The organism is Pseudomonas sp. S2_C03 (assembly GCF_054668405.1).
Genome location: NZ_CP162766.1, coordinates 5,315,968 through 5,342,649, shown reverse-complemented (window position 1 = coordinate 5,342,649; position 26,682 = coordinate 5,315,968). Strand labels below are relative to the sequence as shown.

Annotated in this window: 26 protein-coding genes; 11 read left to right on the top strand and 15 right to left on the bottom strand. The window is 60.1% G+C overall.

All coding sequences use genetic code 11. From position 1 onward, the window contains the following. Nucleotides 1-111: 111 nt before the first annotated feature. On the bottom strand, nt 112-2,883 hold the full coding sequence (gene polA / locus AB4N64_RS24590) for a DNA polymerase I (protein ID WP_460119341.1): 2,772 nt from the start codon (nt 2,881-2,883) through the stop codon (nt 112-114). A 74-nt stretch (nt 2,884-2,957) separates the two neighbouring features. On the opposite strand from polA, the gene AB4N64_RS24585 reads away from it, so the two are divergent. Then, entirely contained in the window at nt 2,958-3,248 is a 291-nt protein-coding gene (locus AB4N64_RS24585; RefSeq protein ID WP_460119339.1) for a DUF2782 domain-containing protein, read from the top strand. Nucleotides 3,249-3,318: 70 nt separating this feature from the next. Then, nucleotides 3,319-4,269 (top strand): homoserine kinase, encoded by a 951-nt coding sequence (locus AB4N64_RS24580; protein WP_460119337.1) that lies wholly within the window; start codon nt 3,319-3,321, stop codon nt 4,267-4,269. Between the two features lie 76 nt (nt 4,270-4,345). Here the strand turns inward: AB4N64_RS24580 and znuA are convergent, their stop codons facing one another. Then, nucleotides 4,346-5,266, bottom strand: a complete 921-nt coding sequence (gene znuA / locus AB4N64_RS24575; RefSeq protein ID WP_460119335.1) for a zinc ABC transporter substrate-binding protein ZnuA — start codon at nt 5,264-5,266, stop codon at nt 4,346-4,348. 66 nt (nt 5,267-5,332) lie between these two features. Here znuA and zur point away from each other — a divergent pair, with 66 nt between their 5' ends. Genes zur through AB4N64_RS24555 form a run of 4 tightly spaced genes read left to right on the top strand, consistent with a single transcriptional unit; the run spans nt 5,333 to nt 8,117 of the window. Beyond that, nucleotides 5,333-5,815 (top strand): zinc uptake transcriptional repressor Zur, encoded by a 483-nt coding sequence (gene zur / locus AB4N64_RS24570; protein ID WP_460119332.1) that lies wholly within the window; start codon nt 5,333-5,335, stop codon nt 5,813-5,815. After that, nucleotides 5,815-6,582: a zinc ABC transporter ATP-binding protein ZnuC gene (gene znuC, locus AB4N64_RS24565; RefSeq protein WP_460119329.1), complete on the top strand. Its 768-nt coding sequence runs from the start codon at nt 5,815-5,817 to the stop codon at nt 6,580-6,582. The genes zur and znuC overlap by 1 nt, the downstream gene beginning before the upstream one ends. Then, nucleotides 6,575-7,363 (top strand): zinc ABC transporter permease subunit ZnuB, encoded by a 789-nt coding sequence (gene znuB / locus AB4N64_RS24560; protein ID WP_460119326.1) that lies wholly within the window; start codon nt 6,575-6,577, stop codon nt 7,361-7,363. Before znuC ends, znuB begins: the two co-directional genes overlap by 8 nt. Nucleotides 7,364-7,400: 37 nt before the next feature. Next, complete coding sequence (locus AB4N64_RS24555) at nt 7,401-8,117, top strand: PA5502 family lipoprotein (protein WP_460119324.1); 717 nt, start codon at nt 7,401-7,403, stop codon at nt 8,115-8,117. Between the two features lie 93 nt (nt 8,118-8,210). On the opposite strand, the gene katE is transcribed toward AB4N64_RS24555, so the two are convergent. After that, entirely contained in the window at nt 8,211-10,394 is a 2,184-nt protein-coding gene (gene katE / locus AB4N64_RS24550; protein WP_460119322.1) for a catalase HPII, read from the bottom strand. 201 nt (nt 10,395-10,595) lie between these two features. Here katE and AB4N64_RS24545 point away from each other — a divergent pair, with 201 nt between their 5' ends. From AB4N64_RS24545 to AB4N64_RS24535, 3 genes are read left to right on the top strand one after another with little or no spacing between them, the layout of a single operon-like run. After that, nucleotides 10,596-11,603, top strand: coding sequence for a methionine ABC transporter ATP-binding protein (locus tag AB4N64_RS24545; protein WP_460119319.1), 1,008 nt, complete (start codon nt 10,596-10,598; stop codon nt 11,601-11,603). Continuing rightward, nucleotides 11,603-12,277, top strand: coding sequence for a methionine ABC transporter permease (locus AB4N64_RS24540; RefSeq protein ID WP_460119317.1), 675 nt, complete (start codon nt 11,603-11,605; stop codon nt 12,275-12,277). The genes AB4N64_RS24545 and AB4N64_RS24540 overlap by 1 nt, the downstream gene beginning before the upstream one ends. A gap of 23 nt (nt 12,278-12,300) precedes the next feature. Further along, the gene (locus AB4N64_RS24535) at nt 12,301-13,071 is read left to right on the top strand and encodes a MetQ/NlpA family ABC transporter substrate-binding protein (protein WP_460119315.1); all 771 of its coding nucleotides are present in this window, start codon (nt 12,301-12,303) and stop codon (nt 13,069-13,071) included. 182 nt (nt 13,072-13,253) lie between these two features. Here AB4N64_RS24535 and AB4N64_RS24530 read toward each other — a convergent pair whose 3' ends face one another. From AB4N64_RS24530 to AB4N64_RS24510, 5 genes are read right to left on the bottom strand one after another with little or no spacing between them, the layout of a single operon-like run. Further along, entirely contained in the window at nt 13,254-13,889 is a 636-nt protein-coding gene (locus AB4N64_RS24530; RefSeq protein ID WP_460119313.1) for an SCO family protein, read from the bottom strand. Then, entirely contained in the window at nt 13,886-14,785 is a 900-nt protein-coding gene (gene cyoE / locus AB4N64_RS24525; protein ID WP_460119311.1) for a heme o synthase, read from the bottom strand. The genes AB4N64_RS24530 and cyoE overlap by 4 nt, the downstream gene beginning before the upstream one ends. Continuing rightward, complete coding sequence (locus AB4N64_RS24520; RefSeq protein ID WP_460119309.1) at nt 14,773-15,852, bottom strand: COX15/CtaA family protein; 1,080 nt, start codon at nt 15,850-15,852, stop codon at nt 14,773-14,775. Before AB4N64_RS24520 ends, cyoE begins: the two co-directional genes overlap by 13 nt. 10 nt (nt 15,853-15,862) lie before the next feature. Beyond that, the gene (locus tag AB4N64_RS24515; RefSeq protein ID WP_460119307.1) at nt 15,863-16,456 is read right to left on the bottom strand and encodes a hypothetical protein; all 594 of its coding nucleotides are present in this window, start codon (nt 16,454-16,456) and stop codon (nt 15,863-15,865) included. After that, on the bottom strand, nt 16,422-17,162 hold the full coding sequence (locus AB4N64_RS24510; RefSeq protein WP_460119305.1) for an SURF1 family protein: 741 nt from the start codon (nt 17,160-17,162) through the stop codon (nt 16,422-16,424). The genes AB4N64_RS24515 and AB4N64_RS24510 overlap by 35 nt, the downstream gene beginning before the upstream one ends. A 69-nt stretch (nt 17,163-17,231) precedes the next feature. Between AB4N64_RS24510 and AB4N64_RS24505 the strand changes: the two genes are divergently transcribed. Beyond that, entirely contained in the window at nt 17,232-17,435 is a 204-nt protein-coding gene (locus AB4N64_RS24505) for a twin transmembrane helix small protein (protein WP_150765453.1), read from the top strand. Between the two features lie 64 nt (nt 17,436-17,499). On the opposite strand, the gene AB4N64_RS24500 is transcribed toward AB4N64_RS24505, so the two are convergent. The 4 genes from AB4N64_RS24500 to coxB all read right to left on the bottom strand — a co-directional run bounded on the left by AB4N64_RS24500 (nt 17,500) and on the right by coxB (nt 21,878). Next, a complete protein-coding gene (locus AB4N64_RS24500; protein ID WP_460119303.1) occupies nt 17,500-18,387 on the bottom strand; it encodes a cytochrome c oxidase subunit 3 in 888 nt (295 codons plus the stop codon). A gap of 25 nt (nt 18,388-18,412) precedes the next feature. After that, complete coding sequence (locus AB4N64_RS24495; RefSeq protein ID WP_460119301.1) at nt 18,413-18,964, bottom strand: cytochrome c oxidase assembly protein; 552 nt, start codon at nt 18,962-18,964, stop codon at nt 18,413-18,415. A 117-nt stretch (nt 18,965-19,081) separates the two neighbouring features. After that, nucleotides 19,082-20,668, bottom strand: a complete 1,587-nt coding sequence (ctaD, locus tag AB4N64_RS24490) for a cytochrome c oxidase subunit I (RefSeq protein WP_460119299.1) — start codon at nt 20,666-20,668, stop codon at nt 19,082-19,084. 82 nt (nt 20,669-20,750) lie between these two features. Then, entirely contained in the window at nt 20,751-21,878 is a 1,128-nt protein-coding gene (gene coxB / locus AB4N64_RS24485) for a cytochrome c oxidase subunit II (RefSeq protein ID WP_460119297.1), read from the bottom strand. Between the two features lie 370 nt (nt 21,879-22,248). On the opposite strand from coxB, the gene AB4N64_RS24480 reads away from it, so the two are divergent. After that, the gene (locus AB4N64_RS24480) at nt 22,249-22,890 is read left to right on the top strand and encodes a hypothetical protein (RefSeq protein ID WP_460119295.1); all 642 of its coding nucleotides are present in this window, start codon (nt 22,249-22,251) and stop codon (nt 22,888-22,890) included. A 52-nt stretch (nt 22,891-22,942) separates the two neighbouring features. Here AB4N64_RS24480 and AB4N64_RS24475 read toward each other — a convergent pair whose 3' ends face one another. The 3 genes from AB4N64_RS24475 to AB4N64_RS24465 all read right to left on the bottom strand — a co-directional run bounded on the left by AB4N64_RS24475 (nt 22,943) and on the right by AB4N64_RS24465 (nt 26,594). Continuing rightward, complete coding sequence (locus AB4N64_RS24475; RefSeq protein ID WP_460119293.1) at nt 22,943-24,469, bottom strand: SulP family inorganic anion transporter; 1,527 nt, start codon at nt 24,467-24,469, stop codon at nt 22,943-22,945. Between the two features lie 90 nt (nt 24,470-24,559). Next, the gene (locus tag AB4N64_RS24470; protein WP_460119292.1) at nt 24,560-25,291 is read right to left on the bottom strand and encodes a carbonic anhydrase; all 732 of its coding nucleotides are present in this window, start codon (nt 25,289-25,291) and stop codon (nt 24,560-24,562) included. Between the two features lie 244 nt (nt 25,292-25,535). Next, nucleotides 25,536-26,594: a PA0069 family radical SAM protein gene (locus AB4N64_RS24465; RefSeq protein ID WP_460119290.1), complete on the bottom strand. Its 1,059-nt coding sequence runs from the start codon at nt 26,592-26,594 to the stop codon at nt 25,536-25,538. Nucleotides 26,595-26,682: the final 88 nt, after the last annotated feature.

Here is a 26,682-nt window from a genome sequence, read left to right as displayed (position 1 = left end):
GTTCCGAACGCTCAAAAACCATTTGAAATAAGCCGCTTCGTTTTCTGAAATAAGCGCTCTTTGAGCCGGCCGCGACACTATGCCGCGGCCGTTCCTGGCAAAAAATACCGGTCAGTGGGCCTCGTCCCAGTTATTCCCCACCCCGACCTCCACCAGAAGCGGTACATCCAGCTTCGCGGCTTCGCTCATGTGCTGGCGAATGTCGTCACGAACCTGATCGACCAGGTCCTCGCGCACCTCCAGCACCAATTCATCGTGCACCTGCAGGATGACTTTGGCATCCAGGCCCGAGGTCATCAGCCAGTTATCTACAGCCACCATGGCTTTCTTGATGATGTCCGCAGCGGTGCCTTGCATCGGCGCGTTGATCGCCGTGCGTTCAGCGCCCTTGCGCAGGGCCGGGTTCTTGGCGTTGATTTCCGGCAGGTACAGGCGCCGGCCAAAGATGGTTTCGACGAAACCCTGTTCTGCGGCCTGGGCGCGGGTGCGCTCCATGTATTCGAGCACGCCTGGGTAACGGGTGAAATAACGGTCGATGTACGCCTGGGACTGTTTGCGGTCCACGCCGATCTGCTTGGCCAGGCCAAAAGCGCTCATGCCGTAGATCAAGCCGAAGTTGATCGCCTTGGCACTGCGCCGCTGATCGGTGGTGACGTTTTCCAGCTCGACGCCGAACACCTCGGCGGCGGTGGCCTTGTGCACGTCCAGGTCATTGCGGAAGGCGTGCAGCAGACCTTCGTCCTTGGCCAGGTGCGCCATGATCCGCAATTCGATCTGCGAGTAGTCCGCCGCCAGCAGCTTGTAGCCTTTGGGTGCAACGAACGCTTGGCGAATCCGACGGCCCTCAGCTGTGCGGATTGGAATGTTCTGCAGGTTCGGGTCGCTGGAGGACAAGCGACCGGTTGCTGCGACCGCCTGATGATAAGAGGTGTGGATCCGCCCGGTGCGCGGGTTGATCTGCTCGGGCAGGCGATCGGTATAAGTGCTTTTCAGTTTGCTCATCGAGCGGTACTGCATCAGCACCTTGGGCAGCGGGTAGTCCTGTTCGGCCAGCTCTGCCAGCACCGCTTCGGCCGTTGATGCCTGGCCCTTGGCGGTTTTGCTGAGGATCGGCATGCCGAGTTTTTCGTACAGGATGACGCCCAATTGTTTTGGAGAGCCGAGGTTGAATTCCTCACCAGCAATGGCGAATGCCTCACGCTCCAGTGCGACCATTTTGTCGCCCAGCTCGACGCTCTGGATGCCCAGCAGGTTGGCATCGACGAGCGCACCCTGACGCTCGATTCGGGCCAGGACGGGCACCAGCGGCATTTCGATTTCGTTCAATACCTTGCTCAGGCTTGGAATTGCGTTGAGCTTTTCCTGCAAGGTCTGATGCAGGCGCAACGTTACGTCGGCGTCTTCGGCGGCATAAGGCCCGGCCAGTTCCAGGGCAATCTGGTCAAATGTCAGCTGTTTGGCACCCTTGCCGGCGATGTCCTGGAAACCAATAGTGGTGTGGTTCAGATACTTCAGCGCCAGGCTGTCCATGTCGTGGCGAGTCGCGGTGGAATCCAGCACGTAGGATTCGAGCATGGTATCGAAGGCGATGCCTTGCACGTTGATGCCGCAGCTCTGGTCGCCACCGATGGCGCAGTTGGCCAGGATGTTCATGTCGTACTTGGCGTGCTGGCCGACCTTGAGTTTGTTCGGGTCTTCCAGGATCGGCTTGAGTGCACGCAGCACGGTGTCGCGATCCAGTTGGTCGGGCACGCCCATGTAGGAGTGGGTCAACGGGATGTAGGCCGCTTCATCAGCCTGGACCGCGAACGACAAGCCGACCAGTTGTGCTTGCTGCGCATCCAGACCGGTGGTTTCGGTGTCGAAGGCAAACAGGCTGGCGTCGTTGAGCTTCTTCAGCCATAGGTCAAAATCGGCCTGGGTGAGGATCGTGGTGTATTTGCGCTCAGTCTCGCCAGCGGCGTCTTCGACCACAGGCGCGGTCACTTCCTGGCCGGAACGCTTGGCATCGCGCTGATTCTCATCAAACCAGCTCTTGAATTCCAGCAGGGTGTAGAGCTCGGCGAGGGCATCGTGATCCGGCCGGCCCATCTGCAAATCGTCGAGACCGATGTCCAGCGGGACGTCGATCTTGATTGTCGCGAGCGCATAGGAGAGGAAAGCCATCTCCTTGTGCTCTTCGAGCTTGGCCGGGAGGGTTTTCGCACCACGGATCGGCAGGGTTGGGACGATGTCGAGCTTCGCATACAGCTCGGTCAGGCCACCATTCACGCCTACCAGCAAGCCAGAAGCCGTCTTGGGACCAATGCCCGGAACGCCTGGGATGTTGTCGGAAGAGTCGCCCATCAGCGCCAGGTAATCGATGATCTGCTCGGGAGCGACGCCGAATTTCTCCTTCACGCCTTCTACATCCAGCGCGCTACCGGTCATGGTGTTGACCAAGGTAATGTGGCCATCAACCAGCTGCGCCATGTCCTTGTCGCCGGTGGAGATGACCACCGGGCGGTCGGCTGCTGCACTGCTGCGGGCCAGTGTGCCGATTACATCGTCGGCCTCCACGCCATCGACGCACAGCAGTGGAAAACCCAAGGCCTTGACGCTGTCGTGCAGCGGCTGGATCTGTACGCGCATGTCGTCTGGCATGCTCGGGCGGTTGGCCTTGTATTCGGCGTACATTTCGTCGCGAAAGGTCCCACCTTTGGCGTCGAATACTACGGCAAACGGGCTGTCCGGGTACTGCTTGCGCAGACTCTTGAGCATGTTCAGCACGCCTTTGACCGCTCCGGTCGGCATGCCTTTGGAGGTGGTCAGTGGCGGCAGGGCATGGAAGGCCCGGTACAAGTATGAAGAACCGTCCACCAGGACGAGGGGGGCTTGGCTCATGAGCAGGATCAACCTTTTCGGCGGGTCCGGCGCTAGAATAGCGGGACCGTTGACGACAAAGGGACAAGGTTATCATGCGTACACTAAATCGCCTGTTGCTGGCTGGCTTGTTTGCAATTACACCTTTGGCCGTGATGGCCGCAGATGATGCGCCATCGCCTGAACCGGATGTCACCATCCGAACCGAAGGCGACAATACGATCAAGGAATTCCGCCAGAATGGTTTTCTGTACGCCATCCAGGTCACGCCGAAGGGCGGAAAACCCTATTTTCTGGTGCGCGCCGATGGATCGGACGGTAACTTCATCCGCTCGGATCAGCCCGATATGCTGATTCCGTCGTGGAAGATTTTCGAATGGAAATAGTTTCCTGGAAGTAGATTCTTAATTTCACTTGGCGCCGGCCCCTGGCGGCGCCCGTACTGGCAGTTAAAACATGTCTGTGTTCACCCCGCTGGCTCGGCCCGAGCTGGAAACCTTTCTCGCCCCTTACGGGCTCGGCCGCCTGCTTGATTTCCAGGGAATCGCCGCTGGCAGCGAAAACACCAATTTCTTTATCAGCCTGGAAAAGGGCGAGTTCGTCCTGACCCTGGTCGAGCGCGGCCCAGTGCAGGAAATGCCGTTCTTCATCGAGTTGCTGGATGTCCTGCACGAGGCCGACCTGCCGGTGCCATACGCCTTGCGCACGACCGACGGCGTTGCCCTGCGCGAGCTGGCCGGAAAGCCTGCGCTGCTGCAACCGCGCCTGGCGGGCAAGCACATCAAGCAAGCCAATGCCCAGCATTGTGCCCAGGTCGGTGAGTTGCTCGCCCATCTGCACCTGGCAACCCAGGCCAAGATGATCAAGCGCAAGACCGATCGCGGTCTGGACTGGATGCTGGAAGAGGGCCACCAACTGCTCTCGCACCTCAATGCCGAGCAAAGCGACCTGCTGCAGCGGGCGCTGGACGAGATCACACTTCAAAAAGAGAAAATTCTGGCGCTGCCACGGGCGAATATCCACGCCGACCTGTTCCGCGACAACGCGATGTTCGAAGGCACGCACCTGACCGGGTTGATCGACTTCTACAACGCCTGCTCCGGGCCGATGCTCTACGACGTGGCGATCGCGTTGAACGACTGGTGTTCGGACGATAACGGCTTACTGGACGGCCCGCGAGCGCGGGCATTGCTTGGCGCCTACGCGGCGCTGCGGCCATTCACCGCTGCCGAGGCCGAGCTGTGGCCGACCCTGTTGCGAGTGGCGTGCGTGCGGTTCTGGCTGTCCCGGTTGATCGCCGCGGAATCGTTCGCCGGCCAGGACGTGTTGATTCACGACCCGATGGAGTTTCAGCTGCGCCTGGCGCAGCGGCAGAAGGTCAGTACGCCTTTGCCTTTTGCCCTCTAAAAATATCGCGAGCAGGCTCGCTCCCATTCACCTGTAGGAGCGGGCTTGCCCGCGATAGGGGTCACCTCAATCCTGATCACAGCGACTCCAGGCACCCCGCCAAGTCATTGCCCAGTTTCTCAAGTATCTGCTCATACCCTTGGGCAGTCGCCGGCGTGTACCCCCCCAACGCATCCAGCTCCGCCAGTTTCACCGGCAGGCCCGCGACCAGGGTCTCGGCCAGGCGTGGGCGCAGTGGTGGTTCGCTGAACACGCAGGTCTTGCCCACTTCCTGCAAGCGAGTGCGCATCGCCGCGACGTGCTGAGCGCCTGGCTGCACCTCGGCGGCGACGCTGAACACGCCAGTGTGCTTGAGGCCGTAGGCGTCTTCGAAATAGTCGAATGCCTCATGAAAAACGAAATACGGTTTGCCGGCGATACCCGCCAGGCGCGCTTTCAGGCGCAGATCCAGGGCATCCAGGCGTTCCTCGAACCCCTTGAGATTGCTTTGATAGCGAGGGGCGTTGGCCGGATCGGCTGCGGCCAGGTCCGCTGCCATTTTGGCGGCAATCACTCGGGCATTCGCTGGCGATAGCCACAGATGCGCATCCAGGCTGCCAGGGCGGTGATCGTGATCATGATCGTCCGCCTCCTCGGCGTGAGAGTGGCTGTCCTCGGCAAAGTGGCGCAGCTTCAAACCGGGCAGGTCCTGTATGGCGATGCTCGGCAACGTACGACCTTTCATCACACGAGGCAGGAAACCTTCCATATCCGGTCCAATCCAGTAAACCAGATCTACCGATTGCACCTTCCGTACGTCGGATGGGCGCAGTGCGTAATTATGCGGGGAGGCCCCGGGTGGCAGCAGCACTTCGGGAATCGCCACGCCGTCCTGCACCGCCGCGGCTATCAGCTGCAGAGGCTTGATGCTGGTAAGTACCTTGACCTCGGCCTGGGCTGCACCGACGAACAGAAAACTTGCGACGAAAGCGACAAAGATGGAAAAAAGTCGGGACACGATGACCACTCAAGGAGGTAAGAACGGGTAACATAATAACGTCTCTAACAAAACTCGTCGCCGCTCATGCCTATTACACCGATTGCCAGCCGTCCCCACGACCACTCCCATTGCGTTCACAGCGCCCTGTCTGAGGCCGATGCCCTGTGCGCGCGCCAAGGCCTGCGCCTGACCGCACTGCGCCGGCGGGTGCTGGAGCTGGTGTGGCAAAGTCACAAGCCGCTGGGCGCCTACGACATTCTGGCGGTGCTCAGCGAACAGGACGGCCGTCGGGCGGCGCCGCCTACGGTTTACCGCGCGCTGGATTTCCTGCTGGAAAACGGGCTGGTGCACCGCATCGCCTCGCTCAATGCCTTTGTTGGCTGTAATCACCCGGAGCATGCGCATCAGGGGCAATTCCTGATCTGCCGCGAATGCCATGCCGCCATCGAACTTGAACAGAAATCCATCAGCGACGCGATTGTCGGCAGCGCCAGGGATGTAGGGTTCGTGGTCGAAGGCCAGACCGTTGAAGTGGTCGGCCTGTGCTCGGGCTGCCAGGGGGCTTGATGAGCAATGCGTTGATCCGCCTCGAGCAGGTTGCCGTCACCTTTGCCGGGCAAATCGTGCTGGATAATATCGAGCTGAGCGTCGAGCCGGGGCAGATTGTCACCCTGATCGGGCCTAACGGCGCCGGCAAGACCACCCTGGTGCGGGCGGTGCTCGGTCTGTTGAAACCGGACAGCGGCAGCGTCTGGCGCAAACCGAAGCTGCGGGTGGGTTATATGCCGCAAAAGCTGCATGTCGATCCGACGTTGCCGCTGTCGGTGCTGCGATTCCTGCGCCTGGTGCCGGGAGTGGACCGCGCTCGCGCGTTGGCGGCGCTCAAGGAGGTCGGCGCCGAACACGTCATCGACAGCCCGGTGCAAAGCGTCTCTGGGGGCGAAATGCAGCGCGTGTTGCTGGCCCGGGCGCTGTTGCGCGAACCCGAGTTGCTGGTGCTCGACGAGCCGGTGCAAGGCGTCGATGTAGCGGGGCAGGCGGAGTTGTACAGCCTGATTACCCGTCTGCGCGATCGTCACGGTTGCGGTGTGCTGATGGTGTCCCACGATCTGCATCTGGTCATGAGCACCACCGACCAGGTGGTGTGCCTCAATCGCCATGTCTGCTGCTCTGGCCATCCTGAGCACGTCAGCGGTGACCCGGCGTTCGTCGAGTTGTTTGGCAAGAACGCCGCGAGCCTGGCGATTTATCACCACCACCACGATCACGCCCACGACCTGCATGGCTCGGTGGTCAAACCCCACGTTCACGGAGATCACTGCAAGCATGGCTGATTTTCTGCTCTATGCCCTGCTCGCAGGTTTGGCCCTGGCGCTGGTGGCGGGGCCACTGGGATCGTTCGTCGTGTGGCGGCGCATGGCTTATTTTGGCGACACCTTGTCCCACGCGGCATTGCTCGGCGTGGCATTGGGCTTTTTGCTGGATGTCAGCCCGACGGTCGCGGTCACTGTCGGCTGCCTGCTGTTAGCGGTGTTACTGGTAACGTTGCAACAGCGCCAGCCACTGGCTTCTGACACGCTGTTGGGAATTCTCGCACCGAGCACTCTCTCTCTCGGTTTGGTCGTACTAAGCTTCATGCACGAAGTGCGGATCGACCTGATGGCTTATCTGTTCGGCGATCTTCTGGCGATCAGTCCCAGCGATCTGGCGTGGATTCTTGGCGGCAGCGCGGCGGTGCTGGTGTTGCTGGTGACGATGTGGCGGCCATTGTTGGCGATCACGGTGCACGAAGAACTGGCGCGAGTGGAAGGATTGCCGGTGCCGGCGCTGCGCATGACCCTGATGCTGCTGATCGCCGTGGTGATCGCAGTGGCGATGAAAATCGTCGGTGTGTTGCTGATTACGTCATTGCTGATCATCCCCGCAGCTGCGGCACAACGTCACGCCCGCTCGCCCGAGCAGATGGCGTTGGGCGCAAGCCTGCTGGGCATGCTCGCGGTGTGTGGCGGGTTGGCGTTGTCCTGGTTCAAGGACACCCCGGCGGGCCCTTCCATCGTGGTGACGGCGGCCGCACTGTTTCTGCTGAGTTTTGTCCTGCCCCGTCGAGGGGTGTAGACTTGCTCGTTTTTTGCGCAAATAGAGAGTCGCAGGAATGAAGCCGTTCGCCTCCCGTTATCTGCTCCTTGTCGCGTTTTCGCTGCTACTGGGCGCATGCCAAAGCACCCCGCCGGCGGCCACCCAGGCCACTGATGCGCGGGCTACGGCCATCGCACAGCTCGAGCAAAGCCTTGCCAGCAGCGAACTGGCGACCGCCGAAGGCCAACTGGCGGCCTTGCAGGCCGAGACGCCCAATGATCAATCCCTGGAACAGTACCAGCGGCAGTTGGCTGAAGCCTACCTGCGTCGCAGTCAGATCGTGCTGCAAAAAGGTGACGTGAACGCCGCCGCCACGGCACTCAGCCGGGCTCGGGCGCTGATGCCCAAGGCGCCAGCGCTGACCGGTGGGGTCAACAATGCCATCGTCAATGCGCGCAAGGCTGAGTTGGATAAAGCAGAAGCGGCGCTCAGGGCTGCTGAAGCCAAGCCCGCCGCCAAGGTGATCGATCCAACGGCAGAGAGCACGACCGTGGCGCTGAACCTCAGCGATATGGGCAAGCTTCGTCGCCAACTGGACGCGATCGCCGCTGATGTGGTGAATTATGACTGCGATGTGAGCATTCAGGCGCCCCGCACCGATGACTACCCGTGGCTGGCCACCTTGCTGACCAAGCGGGTGAAGAAGCTTGACGCGGATTTTGACCTGAACCTGCAAAAGCAAATTTTACGCAGCGTACCGGCGCAGGTTGTCCTGAGTCCGCGTAAACCCTGACAGCATCGCGAGCAAGCTCGCTCCTACAGGGTTTGTGATCAACCTGTAGGAGCGGGCTCGCCCGCGATCGCATCAGCCCGGTTGATACAAATCCTAAGCCGGAACCCCCTTGGCCTTCGGCTCCCGCTCCCAGACCCGGTGCTGCCCAATCGCCGCAATGAACGCTTTGGCCAGCGTGGCATCCGTCCCTACGATCAACCCAACATCCGCCTCCAGCTTCAACACATCCAGCAACTGCTTCGCCTCGCCGTGCAGGGCAATCGCTTTCAAGTGTTTGTAAGCCTCAAGTACGTAATGCAATGCCACCCCATCCCCGCTCAACGCCTTGATCGATGCCGCGCCTCCGGGCACGAAGACGGCGTCGAAGGCAATGGACGGCATCCCTTCCATGGAAGCATCCACCGGCAACGTTGTGCCATCGGCGGTCTTCACGGGAGCGGAGGTCGGCCCAAGCAGTTTGGCGTGCGCACCTTCGGCTTTCAGTGCTGCCTTCATCGCATCGATTGCAGCCCCATCGACACCATTGGCCGCCAGGATCGCGATTTTGCGGCTTTTGATATTCTCGGGCAGCAAATTCGCCTGGCTGAGTGCTGGCGAGCGCTCCAGGGATGATTTCGGCACGTCGACGGTCCCGGCGGTGGGCGCTGGTAAACCGAGGTTCTGCGCAACCCGTTTAGCCAGTTCCAGGTCGATGTTGGCCAGAATCTCATTAACCTCCCGAGCCCGGATGAACTCACGCTCCACTTTGCCCAGCTCGAAGCTGTACGCGGCAATGATGTGTTCTTGCTCGTGCTTGCTCATGCTGTGGAAGAACAGGCGCGCCTGGGAGAAGTGGTCGCCAAACGACTCGCTGCGTTGACGGATCTTGTTGGCATCGATGCGCTCCGGATAGGACTCGAATCCACCGTCCTGTGCGGCTGGAGGCGTTTCTTTTGGCCAGCCGCCATCAATGGAGTTCGGTTCGTACGCCGCACGTCCCTTGTCGATGGTGCTGCGGTGCTGGGCATCGCGCTGGCCGTTATGGACGGGCGCTATCGGGCGGTTGATCGGGATTTCGTGAAAGTTCGGCCCGCCGAGGCGGCTGATCTGCGTGTCGGTGTAGGAAAACAACCGGCCTTGCAGCAGTGGGTCGTTGGAAAAGTCGATGCCCGGAACGATATGCCCTGGGCAGAACGCCACCTGCTCGACTTCAGCGAAAAAATTGTCCGGGTTACGGTTGAGCACCATCTTGCCCAACGGTGTGATCGGGACCACTTCCTCGGGAATGATCTTGGTCGGGTCGAGAATGTCGAACTCGAAAGCGTGTTCGTTTTCTTCTTCGACCACTTGGACACCCAATTCCCACTCGGGATAGTCGCCCATCTCGATGGCTTCCCAAAGATCGCGACGATGGTAGTCAGTGTCCTTGCCGGCGAGCTTCTGCGCCTCATCCCACACCAGCGAACAGGTGCCAGCCGTTGGACGCCAGTGGAACTTGACGAAACGTGACTTGCCCTCGGCGTTGATCAGGCGAAAGGTGTGTACACCGAAGCCCTGCATGCTGCGCAGGCTTTTGGGAATGGCCCGGTCGGACATGGCCCAGATCACCATGTGGGCCGACTCGGGCACCAGCGAAACGAAATCCCAGAAAGTGTCGTGTGCTGAGCCGCCAGTCGGTATCTCGTTGTGGGGTTCGGGTTTTACCGCGTGCACGAAGTCGGGAAACTTGATCGCATCCTGAATGAAAAACACCGGCATGTTGTTGCCCACCAGGTCGAAGTTGCCCTCGTCGGTGAAGAACTTTACGGCGAAACCGCGCACGTCGCGCACGGTGTCGCCCGACCCGCGAGGACCTTGTACCGTGGAAAAACGCACGAATACCGGAGTTTTTTTGCCCGGGTCCTGTAGAAATCCGGCTTTGGTCAGCGCCGCATGGTTTTCGTAGGTCTGGAAGTAGCCGTGGGCGCCGGTGCCTCGGGCATGGACGATACGCTCCGGGATGCGTTCATGGTCAAAATGCGTGATTTTTTCACGCATGATGAAGTCTTCCAGCAATGATGGTCCGCGAGCGCCTGCCTTCAAGGTGTTTTGGTTGTCCGAAATCTTCACGCCCTGGTTGGTTCGCAGCGCCTGATCGGTGGCATCGCTGCGGAAGGTTTCCAGGCTGTCGAGCTTGGCATTGGTATTACTGCGGTCCGGGGTGTCGGTCCCGGCCATCGCGCTATTCGGGGCGGCAGGCTTCTTGGTACTCATCAGTCGAAACTCCTCGTCGAACGTGGAAATATCCCTCCCAGGCACGGCACCTGGTGGTTGTCGAGTTGCTTTAAACAGTGACTGATGAAGGTTTGAGGCGTTCCTTTTATATGACTCTCGGTGGCGTTATTGCCAAATCGAAGGTTGCATGCGCAATAAATGCTAATAACCTCTATACGGACAGGCTAAAATGCGCGCCCGGCTAACCGCTGACCCTATTCCAACGCGCCCCACAAGGTTCGCTACGTGATCGAGTTTCAAAACGTCCATAAAACCTACCGCGTCGCCGGTAAGGATATCCCCGCCCTGCACCCGACCAATCTGACGATTGAGAACGGTCAGGTATTCGGCTTGATCGGACATTCCGGAGCGGGAAAAAGTACCCTGCTGCGTCTGATCAATCGCCTGGAGAATTCCTCTGGCGGCAAGATCATCGTCGACGGCGAAGAAATCACCGCGCTTGATGCCAATGGCTTGCGCCGTTTCCGTCAGCAGGTCGGCATGATTTTTCAGCACTTCAACCTGCTGGCCTCCAAGACGGTTGCCGATAACGTCGCGCTGCCGCTGACCCTGGCCGGTGAGCTGTCGCGTGGCGAGATCGACCAGCGTGTCGCCGAGCTGCTGGCGCGGGTGGGGTTGTCCGACCATGCTAAAAAGTACCCGGCGCAGTTGTCCGGTGGCCAGAAGCAGCGCGTTGGCATCGCGCGCGCCTTGGCGACCAAACCGAAAATCCTCCTGTGCGATGAAGCCACCAGCGCCCTGGACCCGCAGACCACGGCCTCGGTCCTGCAGTTGCTGGCCGAAATCAACCGTGAGCTGAAACTGACCATCGTGTTGATCACCCACGAGATGGATGTGATCCGTCGCGTTTGCGATCAGGTGGGGGTAATGGATGACGGCGTCATCGTCGAACAGGGTTCGGTGGCAGACGTGTTCCTGCACCCCAAGCACCCGACCACCCGGCGCTTCGTGCAGGAAGACGAGCAGGTCGACGAAGGCGAGCAGCGCGACGACTTCGCCCATGTGCCGGGCCGTATCGTGCGTCTGACCTTCCAGGGCGAAGCAACCTACGCGCCATTGCTGGGCACCGTCGCTCGCGAAACTGGCGTGGACTACAGCATCCTGGCCGGTCGTATTGACCGCATCAAGGACATTCCCTACGGGCAACTCACCCTGGCCGTCACCGGCGGCGACATGGAGGCGGCGTTTGCCCGCTTCACCGCGGCTGACGTTCACATGGAGGTGCTGCGCTAATGGAAGCCCTGACAAATTTCTTCGCCAATATCGACTGGTTCGAAATCTGGCTGGCCACCGGCGACACCCTGCTGATGCTCGGCGGTTCGCTGCTGTTTACCGTGTTGCTGGGGCTGCCGTTGGGCGTTCTGCTGTTCCTGTGCAGCCCGCGCCAGTTGCTCGAGGCCAAAGGCGTTTACGCGATGTTGTCGCTGGTGGTGAACATCCTGCGTTCGTTGCCCTTCATCATCCTGTTGATCGTGATGATTCCGTTCACGGTGTTGATCACCGGCACGTCGCTGGGTGTCGCCGGTGCTATTCCGCCACTGGTGGTGGGCGCCACGCCGTTCTTCGCGCGTTTGGTAGAAACCGCCCTGCGTGAAGTGGATCGCGGCATCATCGAGGCAACCCAGTCCATGGGCGCGACGACACGCCAGATCATCACCAATGCCCTGCTGCCCGAAGCTCGACCTGGCATCTTCGCGGCAATTACGGTGACAGCGATTACACTGGTTTCCTACACCGCGATGGCGGGTGTGGTGGGCGCTGGCGGCCTTGGCGACCTGGCGATCCGTTTCGGTTACCAGCGCTTCCAGACCGACGTGATGGTGGTAACCGTGGTGTTGCTGTTGGTTCTGGTTCAAGTGTTGCAAACGGTTGGCGATAAGTTGGTTGTGCATTTTTCCCGCAAGTAAGCGGGTCTCAAGGAGTTAGCTGAATGAAAAATCTACTCGTCGCGTTCGCTGCCGTTGCAGCCTTTTCCGCTCACGCGGACACCCTGACGGTGGCGGCCACTCCGGTTCCGCACGCGGAAATCCTCGAGTTTGTGAAGCCAGCCCTGGCCAAGGAAGGCGTGGACCTGAAGGTCAAGGTCTTCACCGATTACATCCAGCCGAACGTGCAGGTCGCGGAGAAGCGCCTGGACGCCAACTTCTTCCAACACCAGCCGTACCTCGATGAGTTCAACAAGGCCAAGGGCACTCACCTGGTGTCCGTGGCGGGCGTGCACCTGGAGCCGTTGGGCGCGTACTCCAGCAAATACAAGAAACTCGATGAGCTGCCAAGCACCGCCACCGTGGTCATTCCCAACGACGCCACCAACGGTGGCCGCGCATTGCTGCTGCTGGCCAAGGCAGGCGTGATCACCTTGAAGGACTCGAACAACATCCTGTCGACCGTTAAGGACATCACTGCCAACCCGAAGAACCTCAAGTTCCGTGAGCTGGAAGCCGCGACGATCCCACGCGTGTTGACCCAAGTTGACCTGGCGCTGATCAACACCAACTACGCGCTGGAAGCCAAACTCGACCCATCCAAGGATGCGCTGTTCATCGAAGGCAGCGACTCGCCGTACGTGAATATCCTCGTCGCCCGCCCGGACGACAAGGACAGCGAAGACATGAAGAAGCTGGTCGCCGCGCTGCACAGCCCGGAAGTGAAAGCCTTCATTCTCGAGAAGTACAAGGGCGCCGTGGTGCCTGCGTTCTGATTCGCGAGTCATGACAAAAAAGGGGCGCATTGAATGCGCCCTTTTTTTGTGCCTGCAATTTCGCCCCCTGTAGGAGCGAGCATGCTCGCGATGGAGGACCAGACAACGCGGGGCGTCAGGCCGTCAGCGTTATCGTTGAAGCCCATCGCGAGCAAGCTCGCTCCTACAGGGAGAGATGTTGACTATTTACGTTGAAGCATCACCGGCAACTGCGCCACCAGCTTCTGGTTGTTCAACGGCGCACGGATGAAGCCGCGTTGCTTGCCGTCCGGGCCGATCACCGCGAGGTTGCCGCTGTGGTCCACGGTGTAGTTGGGCTTGCTGGTGTCGGCCGGGATGAACGGGATGCTCACGGCATTTGCCAGCTTCTGGATGTCGTCCACCGAGGCGGGCGTCAGGCCCTGGAATTGCGGGTCGAAGTAGCCCAGGTACTGCTTGAGCTGCTTGGGCGTGTCGCGGTTCGGGTCGACGCTCACCAGGATAATCTGCAGGTTATTCACGGCCTCTGGCGGCAGCTCGCTCTTGATCTGACGCAGTTGGGCGAGAGTGGTTGGGCAGATGTCCGGGCAGAAGGTGTAGCCCAGAAACAGCAGTGACCACTTGCCTTGCAGTTGATTGACCGCGACCGGTTTACCGTCCTGGTCTGTCATCGTCACGTCCGGCAGCGTGCGGCTTTGGGGCAACAGGATGATCCCGGCGTCGATCAACGCGGTGGGGTCACCCTGGCCTTTGCCGGACAGCACTTTGTTGATGGTCAGGCCCAGGACCAGCGCGATCAGGGCGACAAGGATAAAGACGGTTTTCTGAGTTCGAGTCATAGGTTCAACAATAGGTAGTGGTCTACGAGCAGCGCGATAAACAGCAGGAATAAGTAGTAGATAGAGTACTTGAACGTGTTGATCGCCGCGTGTGGTCGAGTGCCACGGTACAACACCACGGCCCATTGCAGGAACCTCGCGCCCAGGCCCAGCGCGCAAATCAGGTACAGCGTGCCGCTCATGTGGATCACATAGGGCAACAGGCTGACGGCCAGCAGCGCGAAGGTGTAGAGAAGGATGTGGACCTTGGTGTAGTGCTCGCCGTGGGTGACCGGCAGCATCGGGATGTCGGCCTTGGCGTATTCCTCCTTGCGGTGAATGGCCAGGGCCCAGAAGTGCGGCGGGGTCCAGGCGAAGATGATCAGCACCAGCAACAAGGGTTCAGCGCTGACGTGACCGGTGGCAGCGGTCCACCCCAGCAGCGGTGGGGCGGCACCTGCCAGGCCACCGATGACGATGTTCTGCGGCGTCGCGCGTTTGAGGAAACCGGTGTAGACCACGGCGTACCCCAGCAAGGACGCAAGGGTCAGCCAAGCGGTCAGCGGGTTGGTGAAGGCCAGCAGCAGCGCCTGGCCCAGCAAAGCCAGAATCAGGGCGAAGGTCAGCGCCGCGGTGGGGGAGACGCGGCCTTCGGCCAATGGTCGCTTGTGGGTGCGGGCCATCACCGCATCGATCCGCCGATCCACCACATGGTTGACCGCCGCCGCCCCGCCGGCACACAAGGCGATGCCCAGGTTGCCAAATACCAGCACGGTCCATGGCACCCCGGCACGGGTCGCGAGAAACATGCCGACCAGCGAGGTGATAAGCATCAGCACCACCACCTTGGGCTTGGTCAGTTCCAGATAGTCACGCCAGATCGCCTGGCCGTGACGCGCGCTGGTCAGAGTCGCCATGGCATCTCTCCTTTTATTGTGATGGGCCTGGCCGAGGGCTTGCGGGGGCTGAACCGCCAACGTCCCAGGGAGGGTTGCCGGACGCGAACCAGGCTGGTTCGTGCGTGGTAATTGACCAGCACCAGAGTCAACAGCAACGCTGCACCTCCGGCGTTATGGGCGACGGCCACCGGCAGCGGCAGGTGAAATAGCACGTTGCTGATGCCGAGGGTGATTTGCGTGGCCAGGGCGATCAGCACCAGGGCAGCCAGGCGGCTCATGCCGACCACTTTCAACTGCCACGCCAGCCCCAGCAGCACCAGCGTGACCAACAATGCGCCGATCCGGTGAGTCAGGTGAATGGCGGTACGGGCGTCGCTGTCCAGTTGCCCGCCAAGATAATTCGGGCCGATGTGCTGGGTCAGGTGAAAGCCATTGGCGAAGTCCGCAGGTGGCAACCATTGCCCGTGGCAGGTCGGGAAATCGATACAGGCCACGGCGGCGTAGTTGGAGCTGACCCAGCCACCCAGGGCAATTTGCAGGATCACCAGCAGCAACCCGGCGGTCGCCCAATATTGCAGACGCCGGGGCACCGTCAATGCCGGCAGCACGCCGGACAATCGCAGGGTCAGCAGGAACAGCAGGCTCAATGTCGCGAAACCGCCGAGCAGATGCCCGGTGACCACCTGCGGCCAAAGCTTGAGCGTCACCGTCCACATGCCGAACGCGGCCTGCGCAAACACCACGGCCAACAGAAACAATGGCAACTTCACCGGCTGCCCCGGATGACGCCGATGTACCCAGGCTCGACCGGCCAGCACCGAAATCAACAGCCCCAATGTGCCAGCGAAATAGCGGTGGACCATTTCATTCCAGCCCTTGTGGGCTTCGACAGGTGAGTCAGGAAAATGCAGCTCCGCATGGGCCAGTTGGGCTTCGCTTTTGGGCACGCTGATAAAGCCATAGCAGCCAGGCCAGTCCGGGCAGCCGAGGCCGGCGTGGGTCAGGCGGGTGTAGGCGCCGAGCAGCACCACGATCAACGCCAGCAGGGTGGCAAACAGCGCGAGGCGAAATCCAGGTTTGGCCATGACGATGCCCTTATCCGATGTTCGACAGTTTCAGCAGATGCCGCAGGTCGTTGAGCAGGTCTTTGCCCTTCACCGTCGGGTCGTAGCGCAGCACCAGATTGCCATGCGGGTCGATGATCCACAGCTGGGGCATGGTCTGCTCGTGGGTGGATTTGCTGAATGTGGTCAGGTCCATGGGGTAGCGTTGAAGTTGCGGGTATTCGCGGGTCAGCTTGGCGTCGTAATCGCTGTTCAACGGTTGCGCAACCGCCAGTGCGTGGCTGGCACGCGAGGCATCACGGCCAAGGCCGATCTGGATCTGCCGCGCCAGATACACCAGTTGCTGGCAATCCACGGAGCAATCCTTGGGCGCCGTTACCAGCAACTGCCAACGCTCGTCCTGCACCTGCACCCCAAGGTCGGCGCGTGTCTGGCCGTTTCCGATCAATTCGCCGTGATAGCTGCGGCCCTCGGGCACCCAGAACTGTAATTTGTACATGCCGGTGGCGAGGATCATCGGACCGATCACCCCCAACAGGATCAGCAACAACTGCAAGCGACCCTTGCGCCGGTTAACCGGTCTTTTTGCCTCAGACATGCTGGGTGGATTCATGGCCGCTCCCATGGTGTTTCTCCTTTGCGTTGTGCCAGCCGAGGTAAATGAACAGGCCGAGCAGGGCGATCGCCATGGCAAACCACTGCACGGCGTAGGCGATATGTTTTTCCGGGCCAAGAGCGACCACCGGCCAATCGACCCGGTAGGCCGCTGGGCCGCCTTCTTCGCGTAGTTCGTAGGCAAAGCCTTCACGATCCAGGGCAGTCCAGAGTTTGGCGGGATCGACAACGGTTACCAGCTCTGGCCAGGTGGTGCTGGTCGGATCGGCGTGTAACTGAAACGTCGCGCCGGGCGGAACATAGACCCAGGCATCAAGCGTCAGCGACTGGGTCGGCGTGGTGAATTGCGGCGGCGTGCGCCGGTCCGGCCAGGGTAACCAGCCACGATTGACCAGCAGCCACAATCCGGTGGCCTGGTCCCGGAACGGTTGCAGCAATTCCACGCCAACCTTGCCATCGCGTTGGCGGTTATCCAGCAGCAGGCTATGGGCGGCATCGAATTGGCCTTGCAGGCGCACGCGACGAAAGGCCGGGTCTTGCGTATGTTGCAGCTCAGTGCTGGCCATGGGCTGCGCGGCACGACGCTCGGCATAGGTGCTCAGCAGCGCGGTTTTTTCCGCGCCACGGCCCAATTGCCAGAAGCCGAGCGACACCAGTAGCGGCAGCAGCAATGCAACCACCAGTGTCGGTATGACGCCTGGCCGGAAGCGCTTCATGGCGTCGCCAGAAAGTAGCTGGTCACGAAAGCTATACTCAAATGCATCGCCTTCCCCCGGAGTTTCCCCATGCTCAAGGCAGCTATCGTCCTGATGCTGATTGCCACGGTTGTCAGCCTGTTCAGCGGCCTGTTTTTTCTGGTCAAGGACGACAGCAGCTCAAACCGCCTCGTCATTGCCTTGAGTGTTCGTGTGGCCCTGGCCGCCATCACCGTCGGCTTGATCGCCTGGGGCTTTTTCAGCGGCCAGTTGGTGTCCCACGTTTCGTGGTAGTTACGATCTGCAAGCTGCAAGCGCTTCAACCTTGAGGCTTGCAGCTCGAAGCTTGCAGCTGCTGTCAGAGCACATAAACGAAAACGAACAGACCGATCCACACCACGTCCACAAAGTGCCAATACCAGCTCGCCGCCTCGAAGCCGAACTGATGTTCGTTATCGAAGTGCCCGCGCAGGATGCGCATCAGCATCACGAACAGGATGATGGTGCCAATGGTCACGTGGGCGCCGTGGAAACCGGTGAGCATGAAAAAGGTCGCGCCGTAGATGCCCGAACCCAGGGTCAGGCCCAGCTCGTTGTAAGCGTGCATGTATTCTTCAGCCTGGAAACCGAGGAACGCGCAGCCCAGTAGCACGGTGATCGCCAGCCAAAGTTTCAGCGCGCCGCGATGGCCCTTTTTCAAGGCATGGTGGGCGATGGTCACGGTGACGCTGGAGCTGACCAGAAGCACGGTATTGAGCAGCGGCAGGCCCCAGGGGCTGATGACTTCCTTGGGCGGTGGAAAAAGTTTGGAGTCCGGGTTGTTCAGCAGTGGCCAGGTGAACTCGAAGCCTGGCCACAGCATATGGGCGAGGCCTTTGGTGCCTTCGCCGCCCAGGGCTGGGCCAGACACGTGGCGCACGTAGAAAAGCGCGCCAAAGAAGGCGATGAAGAACATGACCTCGGAGAATATGAACCAACTCATGCCCCAGCGAAACGAACGGTCCATCTGCGCGCTGTACAAGCCCGCGCGACCTTCCTTGATCACCGCTCCGAACCAGCCGAACAACATGTAGGCCAGCAGCAGGCCGCCGACGAAAAAGATCAGCGGGCCATGGGACTCCGGACGCGCAGCCTTCAGGTCGTTGAACCAGGTCGCCAGGCCGAACACGGTGACGAACATGCCCACCGTGGCAATGATCGGCCATTTGCTCTGGGCCGGTACGTAATAGTGCTCATGAGTTGCCATTTATTGTTCTCCTTATCGGGCACGCTCAACCGCCAGTGTTTACGGCAACCGGTGGATGTCGGGCGGTGATATCGAACAGCGTGTAGGACAGCGTCAGGTGCTTCACATCCTTGGGCATGTCACGGTCAACGATGAAACGTACCGGCATCTCGATCCGTTGACCGGGCTGCAGCACTTGCTGGGTAAAGCAGAAACATTCGGTCTTGTGGAAATACGCTGCCGCCGCACTGGGCGCAATGCTCGGCACGGCCTGGGCGCTCATCGGGCGGTCGGTCGGGTTGTGCGCGATGAAGATCATTTCGTTCACCGCGCCCGGGTTGGTCGTCAACTCATCCTGTTTGGGGTAGAAATCCCAGGACATGTCGGCGGAATTGGTCGACAGGAACTGCACGCGCACCTGCCGCGAGGCGTCGACTATCTGCTCACCCTCGTACTGCCCCGCAGTTTTGCCGTTGATGCCGAACACTTTGCACATCACGTCGTAGATCGGCACCAGGGCAAACCCGAAGACGAACATCGCCACCACCACCAACATCAGGCGGGTGACCAGTTTTTTCATCGAAATCGAGTCAGCCATGGTCAGAAATCCCTGTAGGAGCGGGCTTGCCCGCGATGGCGGCGTATCTGGCACACCGCGTCAGCTTCATCGCAGGCAAGCCAGCTCCCACAGGGGTTAGTGTCAGGCAGTCAATGTTCATTTCACTTCCGGCGGCGTGGTGAAGGTGTGATACGGCGCCGGTGACGGAATGTTCCACTCCAGCCCCTCGGCACCATCCCACGGTTTGGCCGGTGCTGGCGGGCCGCCGCGAATGGTCTTGATCACGATGAAGAGGAAGAACAGTTGTGTGGTGCCAAACATGAACGCGCCGATCGACGACACCATGTTGAAGTCGGCGAACTGCAGGTTGTAGTCCGGAATCCGTCGCGGCATGCCGGCGAGCCCGACGAAGTGCATCGGGAAGAACGCCATGTTCATGCCAATGAACGAGAGCCAGAAATGCAGCTTGCCGAGGGTCTCGTCGTACATGTGGCCGGTCCACTTCGGCATCCAGTAATAGGCGGAGGCGAAGATCCCGAAGATCGCCCCCGGCACCAGCACATAGTGGAAGTGCGCAACCACGAAGTAGGTGTCCTGGTACTGGAAGTCCGCCGGTGCGATGGCCAGCATCAACCCGGAGAAGCCTCCGATGGAGAACAGGATCACGAACGCCACCGCGAACAGCATCGGCGTCTCGAAAGTCAGCGAGCCTTGCCACATGGTGCTGGCCCAGTTGAACACCTTCACCCCGGTTGGCACTGCAATCAGCAGCGTGGCGTACATGAAGAACAATTCGCCCACCAACGGGATGCCGACCACGAACATGTGGTGCGCCCAAACGATGAAGGACAGGAAGGCGATGCTCGCCGTTGCGTAGACCATCGAGGTGTAGCCAAACAGCGGTTTGCGCGAGAAGGTCGGGATGATCGAGCTGACGGCGCCGAACGCCGGCAGGATCATGATGTACACCTCGGGGTGACCGAAGAACCAGAACACATGCTGGAACAACACCGGGTCACCGCCACCGGCGGCACTGAAGAAGCTGGTGCCGAAGTGGATGTCCATCAGCATCATGGTCACGCACCCGGCAAGCACCGGCATCACCGCGATCAGCAGGAACGCGGTGATCAGCCAGGTCCAGACGAACAGCGGCATTTTCATCAGCGTCATGCCGGGGGCGCGCAGGTTGAGGATGGTGGCGATCACGTTGATCGCGCCCATGATCGAACTGATCCCCATCAAGTGGATGGCGAAGATAAAGAAGGTCACGCTTTGCGGCGCATAGGTCGTCGACAGCGGAGCGTAGAACGTCCAGCCAAAGTTCGGTCCGCCGCCAGGCATGAACAATGTCGACACCAGCAGCAGGAACGCCGCAGGCAACAGCCAGAAGCTGAAGTTGTTCATCCGTGGCAGGGCCATGTCCGGAGCGCCGATCATCAGCGGCACCATCCAGTTGGCGAGGCCGACGAAGGCCGGCATCACCGCACCGAAGACCATCACCAGACCGTGCATGGTCGTCATCTGGTTGAAGAATTCCGGCTGGACGATTTGTAACCCTGGCTGGAACAGCTCGGCGCGAATCACCATCGCGAACGAGCCGCCCAGCAGGAACATGGAAAACGCGAACCACAGATACAATGTGCCAATGTCTTTGTGGTTGGTGGTCAGAACCCAGCGCATCAGGCCTTTGGCGGGGCCGTGGGCGTGGTCGGCATGACCATGGTCATCGATGACGGCGCTCATGGTTTGGCTCCTGCAAACAGTTGGGCTGGGCAGGTCGGGGCGCGTTGCCCCGACCGGTTGCTTACATGCGCAATGGACCGTGTCATTTGCTTTCCGCCTGTTTCAGCTCCAGCACTTCTTTAGGAGTGACCATGTCGCCCTTGTTGTTACCCCAGGCGTTACGTTCATAGGTCACGACCGCCGCGATATCGACTTCCGAGAGCTGCTTGCCAAACGCCGCCATCGCGGTGCCAGGCTTGCCGTGGTAGACGATGCTCAAGTGGCCGTCTTTCGGTCCGGTGGCGATTTTCGACCCCTTGAGTGGCGGGAACATCGGCGGCAGGCCCTGGCCCTCGGCCTGGTGACAGGCCACGCAAGTGGTGTGATAGACCTTGTCGCCACGCTCCTTGAGCTCTTCGAGGGTCCATTCCTTGGAGGTCAGCTCTTTGAGTTGCGCCGCTTCTGCCTTGCGCTCGCCCAGCCATTTCTCGTAATCGGCCTTTTCCTTGACCTCGACCACAATTGGCATGAAACCGTGATCCTTGCCGCACAGCTCGGCGCACTGCCCGCGATAGATGCCAGGCTTGTCGATGCGGGTCCAGGCCTCGTTGACGAACCCGGGAATGGCATCGCGCTTGACCGCGAAGGCCGGCACCCACCAGGAGTGGATGACGTCGGCAGAGGTCACCAGGAAGCGCACCTTGGCACCGATCGGCAGCACCAGCGGCTTGTCGACCTCCAGCAGGTAGTGTTCGCCCTTGGCTTCCTTGTTGTGGATCTGGTCGGCGGGCGTGGCCAGGTTGCTGAAGAACTCGACATCCTGGCCCAGGTATTTGTAGTGCCACTTCCACTGATAGCCGGTGACCTGGATATCGATATCCGGCTCACTGGCGTCGTACATCTTGATCAGGGTGGCCGTCGCGGGGATCGCCATCGCCACCAGGATCAGGAACGGCACGATGGTCCAGAGAATTTCGACGGTGGTGCTTTCATGAAATTTTGCGGCCACCTGCCCGGTCGAGCGGCGGTGGAGGATCATCGACCAGAACATGGCGCCGAAGACGATGATGCCGATCACTACACAGATCCAGAAAATGGTCATGTGCAGGTCAAACACAGCGTGACTGATTTCAGTCGCTCCAGGCGCCATATTCACAGTCCATGCGGCGTGTGCCGGACTGAAAATCGACCACAACAGGAGGCCCATCCAGACTTGTGGATGTCGCATCATTGCGGGTTCCCCTTATCGTTCTTGTTATCCCGCCGGCTTTCACCTGCGGCAAGGGAGCGGCTGCATCAGACTACGAACTTGATCGCCGGGCCTTGCTGCGTGGGCAGTCGGGCGTCATCAGCTAACTCCATTCAAACCCGAGTATAGACAGCGAGTGGGACCTCGCAATGTCAGGGCGTAAATCATCTGAAACAGCTGGGACTTGCGTTGAAGGTCCCGAATGGAGAAGGATGCAGACGAGTGGTGGCAAATGGTTATAACTTTGCTGTCTCAACGATGAAACAATTATGACAAATGCGTCTTAAGCGTTTCGGTCACCCAGCTAAGTTATGTCTTCCCTATTTCATTGCCTTCGTTTCCTGGAGTATTCATGAACACCGCCGCATTGCGCGAGCAGATCCAAAAAGCCCAACAACACGAAGCCGATACCGGTCTGCTGATGCGTCAGCTGGAAAGCAAACTGCCTCAACTGCATCCTTCGATCCAATTGCCGGAAGCGGATGCCCACGGCGTGCTGACGCGTTTTGTCGCTGCCTACATCGATGAAGTGCCGGATCTGTTGGATGCAGCCAATGAAGTCGCCAGGGAAGCCGGTATCGAGTCACAGATCAAACCGGTACTGAAAATTGCCGAGCAGTACTTCCTCCAACCTCCCAATATCATGGCGGGGCATGTCGGGCTGGACAGTCTGCTGGATGAAGCCTATCTGGCGCATCGGTTCGTCGAAGAGGTCAACGACCTGTACATCAAGCATTTTGGCCAGCCATTGATCCCCTTGGACATGACGGTTGCCAATCTCATTGCCCACCAATTGATCGGTGAGGCCTTTGCCAACCAGTTGGACGAAGTGGTGCACCACGCGGTCGTGAGCATGCTCGACGACGAGAGCTTCGCGCTGGAGTCGGTAGAGGTCTACCGAGAAAAACTCAGCAGCCCGGACACCGGCGCTGCCTGGAAGCGCTGGCCGTGCATGTCGCGCCGACTGGGTGTGGGGCTTGAGTTGGAGGCGTGAGCCTTTACCCCTAACCCCTGTAGGAGCGAGCATGCTCGCTCCTACAGGTTATTTATACGGCCGAACCTATTCCGGTATTCGTCCGCACACGCCCTTCCAGCCTGCGCTTCAACCCCCGCGACTCAATCACCAACTTCGAACCCTTGGCCGCATTGGCCCGTCCCCATTCTTCCAGCAGTTCCAGGCACGAGTGATCGATGTAGCTCAGGTTGTTGAGCGGAACATGCACTCTCGAGCCATCGGGGATGGTCCCTAGCACCTGCGTGAGGGCCGGTACCTTGAGAAAGGTCGCGGCGCCGACCAGGCGCAATTCCATCTCTCCATCCCTGGGCAGGTCGATCAGGCTAATCTTCAACCGCGAAGCCTTCAGCGCCAGCTTCACCAGGGTCAGGCCAAAACCGATCAGCACGCCGGTCAACAAATCAGTAAAGATGATCGCCAAGGCAGTGGCCGCGTAAGTGAACATCGGCATCCGGCCATAGCGTCCCAAACCCTTGAAGACCTTCAAGTCCACCAACTTGAAGCCAGTGTAGACCAGCACACCTGCCAGGCTCGCCACCGGAATGCTCTGCAGCACGCTGGACAACAGCAACACGAACGCGAGCAACCAAAGGCCATGAAAGATCGTTGAAAAACGGGTTGAGGCGCCTGCCTGGACGTTGGCCGAACTGCGCACGATTACACCCGTCATCGGTAATGCGCCCAACAGGCCGCAGAGCATATTGCCGACGCCCTGGGCACTGAGTTCGCGGTCGAAGTCCGAGCGCTGGCCGCTGTGCATGCGGTCCACCGCCGCGGCGGACAGCAGGGTCTCGGCGCTGGCGATGAACGCGACGGCAAGGGCTGCGATCAGCAGCGTCGGGTCCGCAAGGTTGAGCAAGTCCGCCGGTTTCAGCCAGTCGATGGCCTCTGCCAGATTGGCTGGGACCTCCACCCGTTTGACCTGCAACGCCAGCAGCAGGCTGGCGCCCGTGGCCAAGCCGACGCCGAGCAAGGCGCCGGGAATGAAGCGCAGGGAATGCGGACGGAATTTTTCCCACAACCACATCACGGCAATGGTCGAAAGACCCAGCAATCCCGCTTGCCAGCCAACCGACGGCAACGCTTGAATCAGCGCTGCTGGAAAAGCTGCCAGGTTATCCAGCCCAGAGGCTTTGGGCGCTGCGTCGAGCATCACGTGCACCTGTGACAACACGATCAGCACGCCAATCCCGGCGAGCATGCCGTACACCACCGCTGGGGCCGTGACTCGAAACCAGCACCCCAGCTTCAGTCGGCCGGCCACCAGTTGCAGCAAACCGGCCAGCAACAGAATGGGTCCGAGCATGGCGATGCCATGCTCGCGCACCAACTCAAACACCAGCACGGCCAAACCTGCGGCCGGCCCACTGACTTGCAACGGCGAGCCTGCGAGCCAGCCCACGACCAGTCCGCCGATGATGCCAGTGATAAGGCCTTTGGCCGGCGGTAATCCCGAGGCGATGGCGATGCCCATGCACAAGGGCAGGGCGACCAGAAACACAACCACCGAAGCCAATAGCTCCCGTGGCAGAACAGCTTTTAGTTGCGCTGCACGCATGGTGATTCTCCCGAAGTTTTCTTCAGGCATGGCGAGGCCGGACCGCTGAAACAGCGGCCGGCATCAAACCACACAGATTTTTAGGAGGATTTAGAAGCGCGCTTTGGGCGTCGCCACCGGAATCGGTCGGCTGCCGTCGAGCGGCAGGAAGTCGCCCTGGTCCGCATCGTAGGCTTTGATCTTGCTGGTTTCGATGTCGTAGACCCAGCCATGAATGAACAGCTGACCGTTCGCCATGCGCGAGGCTACCGAGGGGTGGGTACGCAAGTGCTGCAGTTGGGCGATGACGTTTTCCTCGGTGAGGACATGCATCGTCTCGTTTTCATCGGCGCAGTTACAGTTGTCGTGCACCATGGTTTTCGCCACTTCGGCATGTTGCAGCCAGGCTTTTACCGTGGGCATCTTTTCCAGGCTGGCGGGGTTTAGCACTGCACGCATGGCGCCGCAATCGGAGTGGCCGCAGATGATGATGTGCTGCACACCCAGCGCCAGTACCGCGTATTCGATGGCGGTGGAAACGCCGCCATTCATCTGGCCGTAAGGCGGGACGACGTTACCGACGTTGCGGGTGACGAACAGATCGCCCGGCGAACTGTGGGTGATCAGTTCGGGCACGATGCGCGAGTCGGCGCAGGTAATGAACATCGCCCGGGGTTTTTGCGCCGTGGCGAGTTTCTTGAACAGTTCTTCCTGCTGCGGAAAAACCTCGTGATGAAAATGCAAAAAACCGTCAACGATGTGTTGCAGCGCTGCATCGGCGCTTTCTGCCTCGGGTGAGGCCGAAACCGACGCAGCCAACGGCTGTTTATCCTTGTCACTCATGAAGTCTTCCTCATTGGCGGAGTCAGGGGAATTTTCCCGTTTTGTCCGGCGTGAAGCCAGTGGCTGTTTAAAAAACGTCCAGGTGAGAGATCTCGACCCGTCAGTCACTCGATGAACAAGGTAGTCGTTGAAACTTAACTCAAACTGAATCAAAGGCTCTGGGACGTGTGTTCCAGATCATGCCAAGCGTGACCGGACTGAATCTTTCATACATTCCCACTCATGAACCATAGGCCTATTGTCCTTAAATCAGCGACATCTGGCGACCCGGCGGACAAAAGGCATCGCAGTCCAGATTGAAACCATCACGATGGTTGAGCCCCAGGCGTTTGATCGTCTTGGCAAAACGTTGCGCCAGCAGGTCGGCAAACGGGCCCTCCCCCCGCATCCGACTGCCAAATCGACTGTCGTAGAGCTCTCCGCCCCGGCTCTGGCGGATCAGACTCAACACATGGGCAGCCCGCTGGGGGTAATGGGCCGCCAGCCACTCCTCGAACAATGGCGCCACTTCCAGAGGCAGGCGCAACATCATGTACGCCGCACTTTGCGCTCCCGCCGCGTCTGCCTCGGTCAGCAGGTTTTCAAGCTCGCTGTCGTTGATCATCGGAATCATCGGCGAGCACAGTACGCCCACTGGAATCCCGGCCTCGCGCATCACGCGAATAGCCCGAAGGCGGGCCTTGGGAGCGGCGGCATGGGGTTCGAGGATGCGTTTGAGCTCATCGTCCAGGGTCGTGAGGCTGATCATCACCGCCACCAATCGCTGCTCGGCGAGTTCAGCCAACAAATCGAGGTCGCGCAGGATCAACGAGCCCTTGGTGATGATGGTCACCGGGTGCCTGTACCGCAGCAGTACCTCCAGGGTTTTGCGGGTGATCTTGTGCTCGCGTTCGATCGGCTGATAAGGATCGGTGTTGGAGCCCAGGTTAATCGGAGCGCACTGGTAGCCGCGCTTGCTCAGCTGTTCTTCGAGCACCTCGGCCGCGTTGGTCTTGGCAATCAATCGGGTTTCGAAATCCAGCCCGGGCGACATATCCCAATAGGCATGACTTGGCCGCGCATAGCAGTAAATGCATCCGTGCTCGCAGCCACGGTAGGGATTGATGGAGCGGTCGAAGGGCAGGTCAGGCGAGTTGTTACGGGTGATGATGGTTTTCGCTTTCTCGATTTGCACCTCGGTGCCCTGAGTGACCGGTGCTTCTTGAAACCAGCCGTCGTCGTGCGTCACCGAGCGGTTCGGGGCGAATCGGTTGTGCGGGTTGGTGGCGGTGCCGCGACCGCGGGGTGGTAAAGGCGTATTCATCGGGCATCACTCAAAAACTGTATGTACATACAGTATCGAAGGTCGTGCGAATCAGCCAGTGCCGTTTGGCACTTCACATTGCCGATGT

What these genes read in the sequence shown, in the direction of transcription:
- polA (WP_460119341.1), bottom strand. Translation starts at nt 2,883, where the DNA reads ATGAGCCAAGCCCCCCTCGTCCTGGTGGACGGTTCTTCATACTTGTAC.
- AB4N64_RS24585 (WP_460119339.1), top strand. Translation starts at nt 2,958, where the DNA reads ATGCGTACACTAAATCGCCTGTTGCTGGCTGGCTTGTTTGCAATTACA.
- AB4N64_RS24580 (WP_460119337.1), top strand. Translation starts at nt 3,319, where the DNA reads ATGTCTGTGTTCACCCCGCTGGCTCGGCCCGAGCTGGAAACCTTTCTC.
- zur (WP_460119332.1), top strand. Translation starts at nt 5,333, where the DNA reads ATGCCTATTACACCGATTGCCAGCCGTCCCCACGACCACTCCCATTGC.
- znuC (WP_460119329.1), top strand. Translation starts at nt 5,815, where the DNA reads ATGAGCAATGCGTTGATCCGCCTCGAGCAGGTTGCCGTCACCTTTGCC.
- znuB (WP_460119326.1), top strand. Translation starts at nt 6,575, where the DNA reads ATGGCTGATTTTCTGCTCTATGCCCTGCTCGCAGGTTTGGCCCTGGCG.
- AB4N64_RS24555 (WP_460119324.1), top strand. Translation starts at nt 7,401, where the DNA reads ATGAAGCCGTTCGCCTCCCGTTATCTGCTCCTTGTCGCGTTTTCGCTG.
- AB4N64_RS24540 (WP_460119317.1), top strand. Translation starts at nt 11,603, where the DNA reads ATGGAAGCCCTGACAAATTTCTTCGCCAATATCGACTGGTTCGAAATC.
- AB4N64_RS24535 (WP_460119315.1), top strand. Translation starts at nt 12,301, where the DNA reads ATGAAAAATCTACTCGTCGCGTTCGCTGCCGTTGCAGCCTTTTCCGCT.
- AB4N64_RS24530 (WP_460119313.1), bottom strand. Translation starts at nt 13,889, where the DNA reads ATGACTCGAACTCAGAAAACCGTCTTTATCCTTGTCGCCCTGATCGCG.
- cyoE (WP_460119311.1), bottom strand. Translation starts at nt 14,785, where the DNA reads ATGGCGACTCTGACCAGCGCGCGTCACGGCCAGGCGATCTGGCGTGAC.
- AB4N64_RS24520 (WP_460119309.1), bottom strand. Translation starts at nt 15,852, where the DNA reads ATGGCCAAACCTGGATTTCGCCTCGCGCTGTTTGCCACCCTGCTGGCG.
- AB4N64_RS24515 (WP_460119307.1), bottom strand. Translation starts at nt 16,456, where the DNA reads ATGGGAGCGGCCATGAATCCACCCAGCATGTCTGAGGCAAAAAGACCG.
- AB4N64_RS24510 (WP_460119305.1), bottom strand. Translation starts at nt 17,162, where the DNA reads ATGAAGCGCTTCCGGCCAGGCGTCATACCGACACTGGTGGTTGCATTG.
- AB4N64_RS24505 (WP_150765453.1), top strand. Translation starts at nt 17,232, where the DNA reads ATGCTCAAGGCAGCTATCGTCCTGATGCTGATTGCCACGGTTGTCAGC.
- AB4N64_RS24500 (WP_460119303.1), bottom strand. Translation starts at nt 18,387, where the DNA reads ATGGCAACTCATGAGCACTATTACGTACCGGCCCAGAGCAAATGGCCG.
- AB4N64_RS24495 (WP_460119301.1), bottom strand. Translation starts at nt 18,964, where the DNA reads ATGGCTGACTCGATTTCGATGAAAAAACTGGTCACCCGCCTGATGTTG.
- ctaD (WP_460119299.1), bottom strand. Translation starts at nt 20,668, where the DNA reads ATGAGCGCCGTCATCGATGACCATGGTCATGCCGACCACGCCCACGGC.
- coxB (WP_460119297.1), bottom strand. Translation starts at nt 21,878, where the DNA reads ATGATGCGACATCCACAAGTCTGGATGGGCCTCCTGTTGTGGTCGATT.
- AB4N64_RS24480 (WP_460119295.1), top strand. Translation starts at nt 22,249, where the DNA reads ATGAACACCGCCGCATTGCGCGAGCAGATCCAAAAAGCCCAACAACAC.
- AB4N64_RS24475 (WP_460119293.1), bottom strand. Translation starts at nt 24,469, where the DNA reads ATGCGTGCAGCGCAACTAAAAGCTGTTCTGCCACGGGAGCTATTGGCT.
- AB4N64_RS24470 (WP_460119292.1), bottom strand. Translation starts at nt 25,291, where the DNA reads ATGAGTGACAAGGATAAACAGCCGTTGGCTGCGTCGGTTTCGGCCTCA.
- AB4N64_RS24465 (WP_460119290.1), bottom strand. Translation starts at nt 26,594, where the DNA reads ATGAATACGCCTTTACCACCCCGCGGTCGCGGCACCGCCACCAACCCG.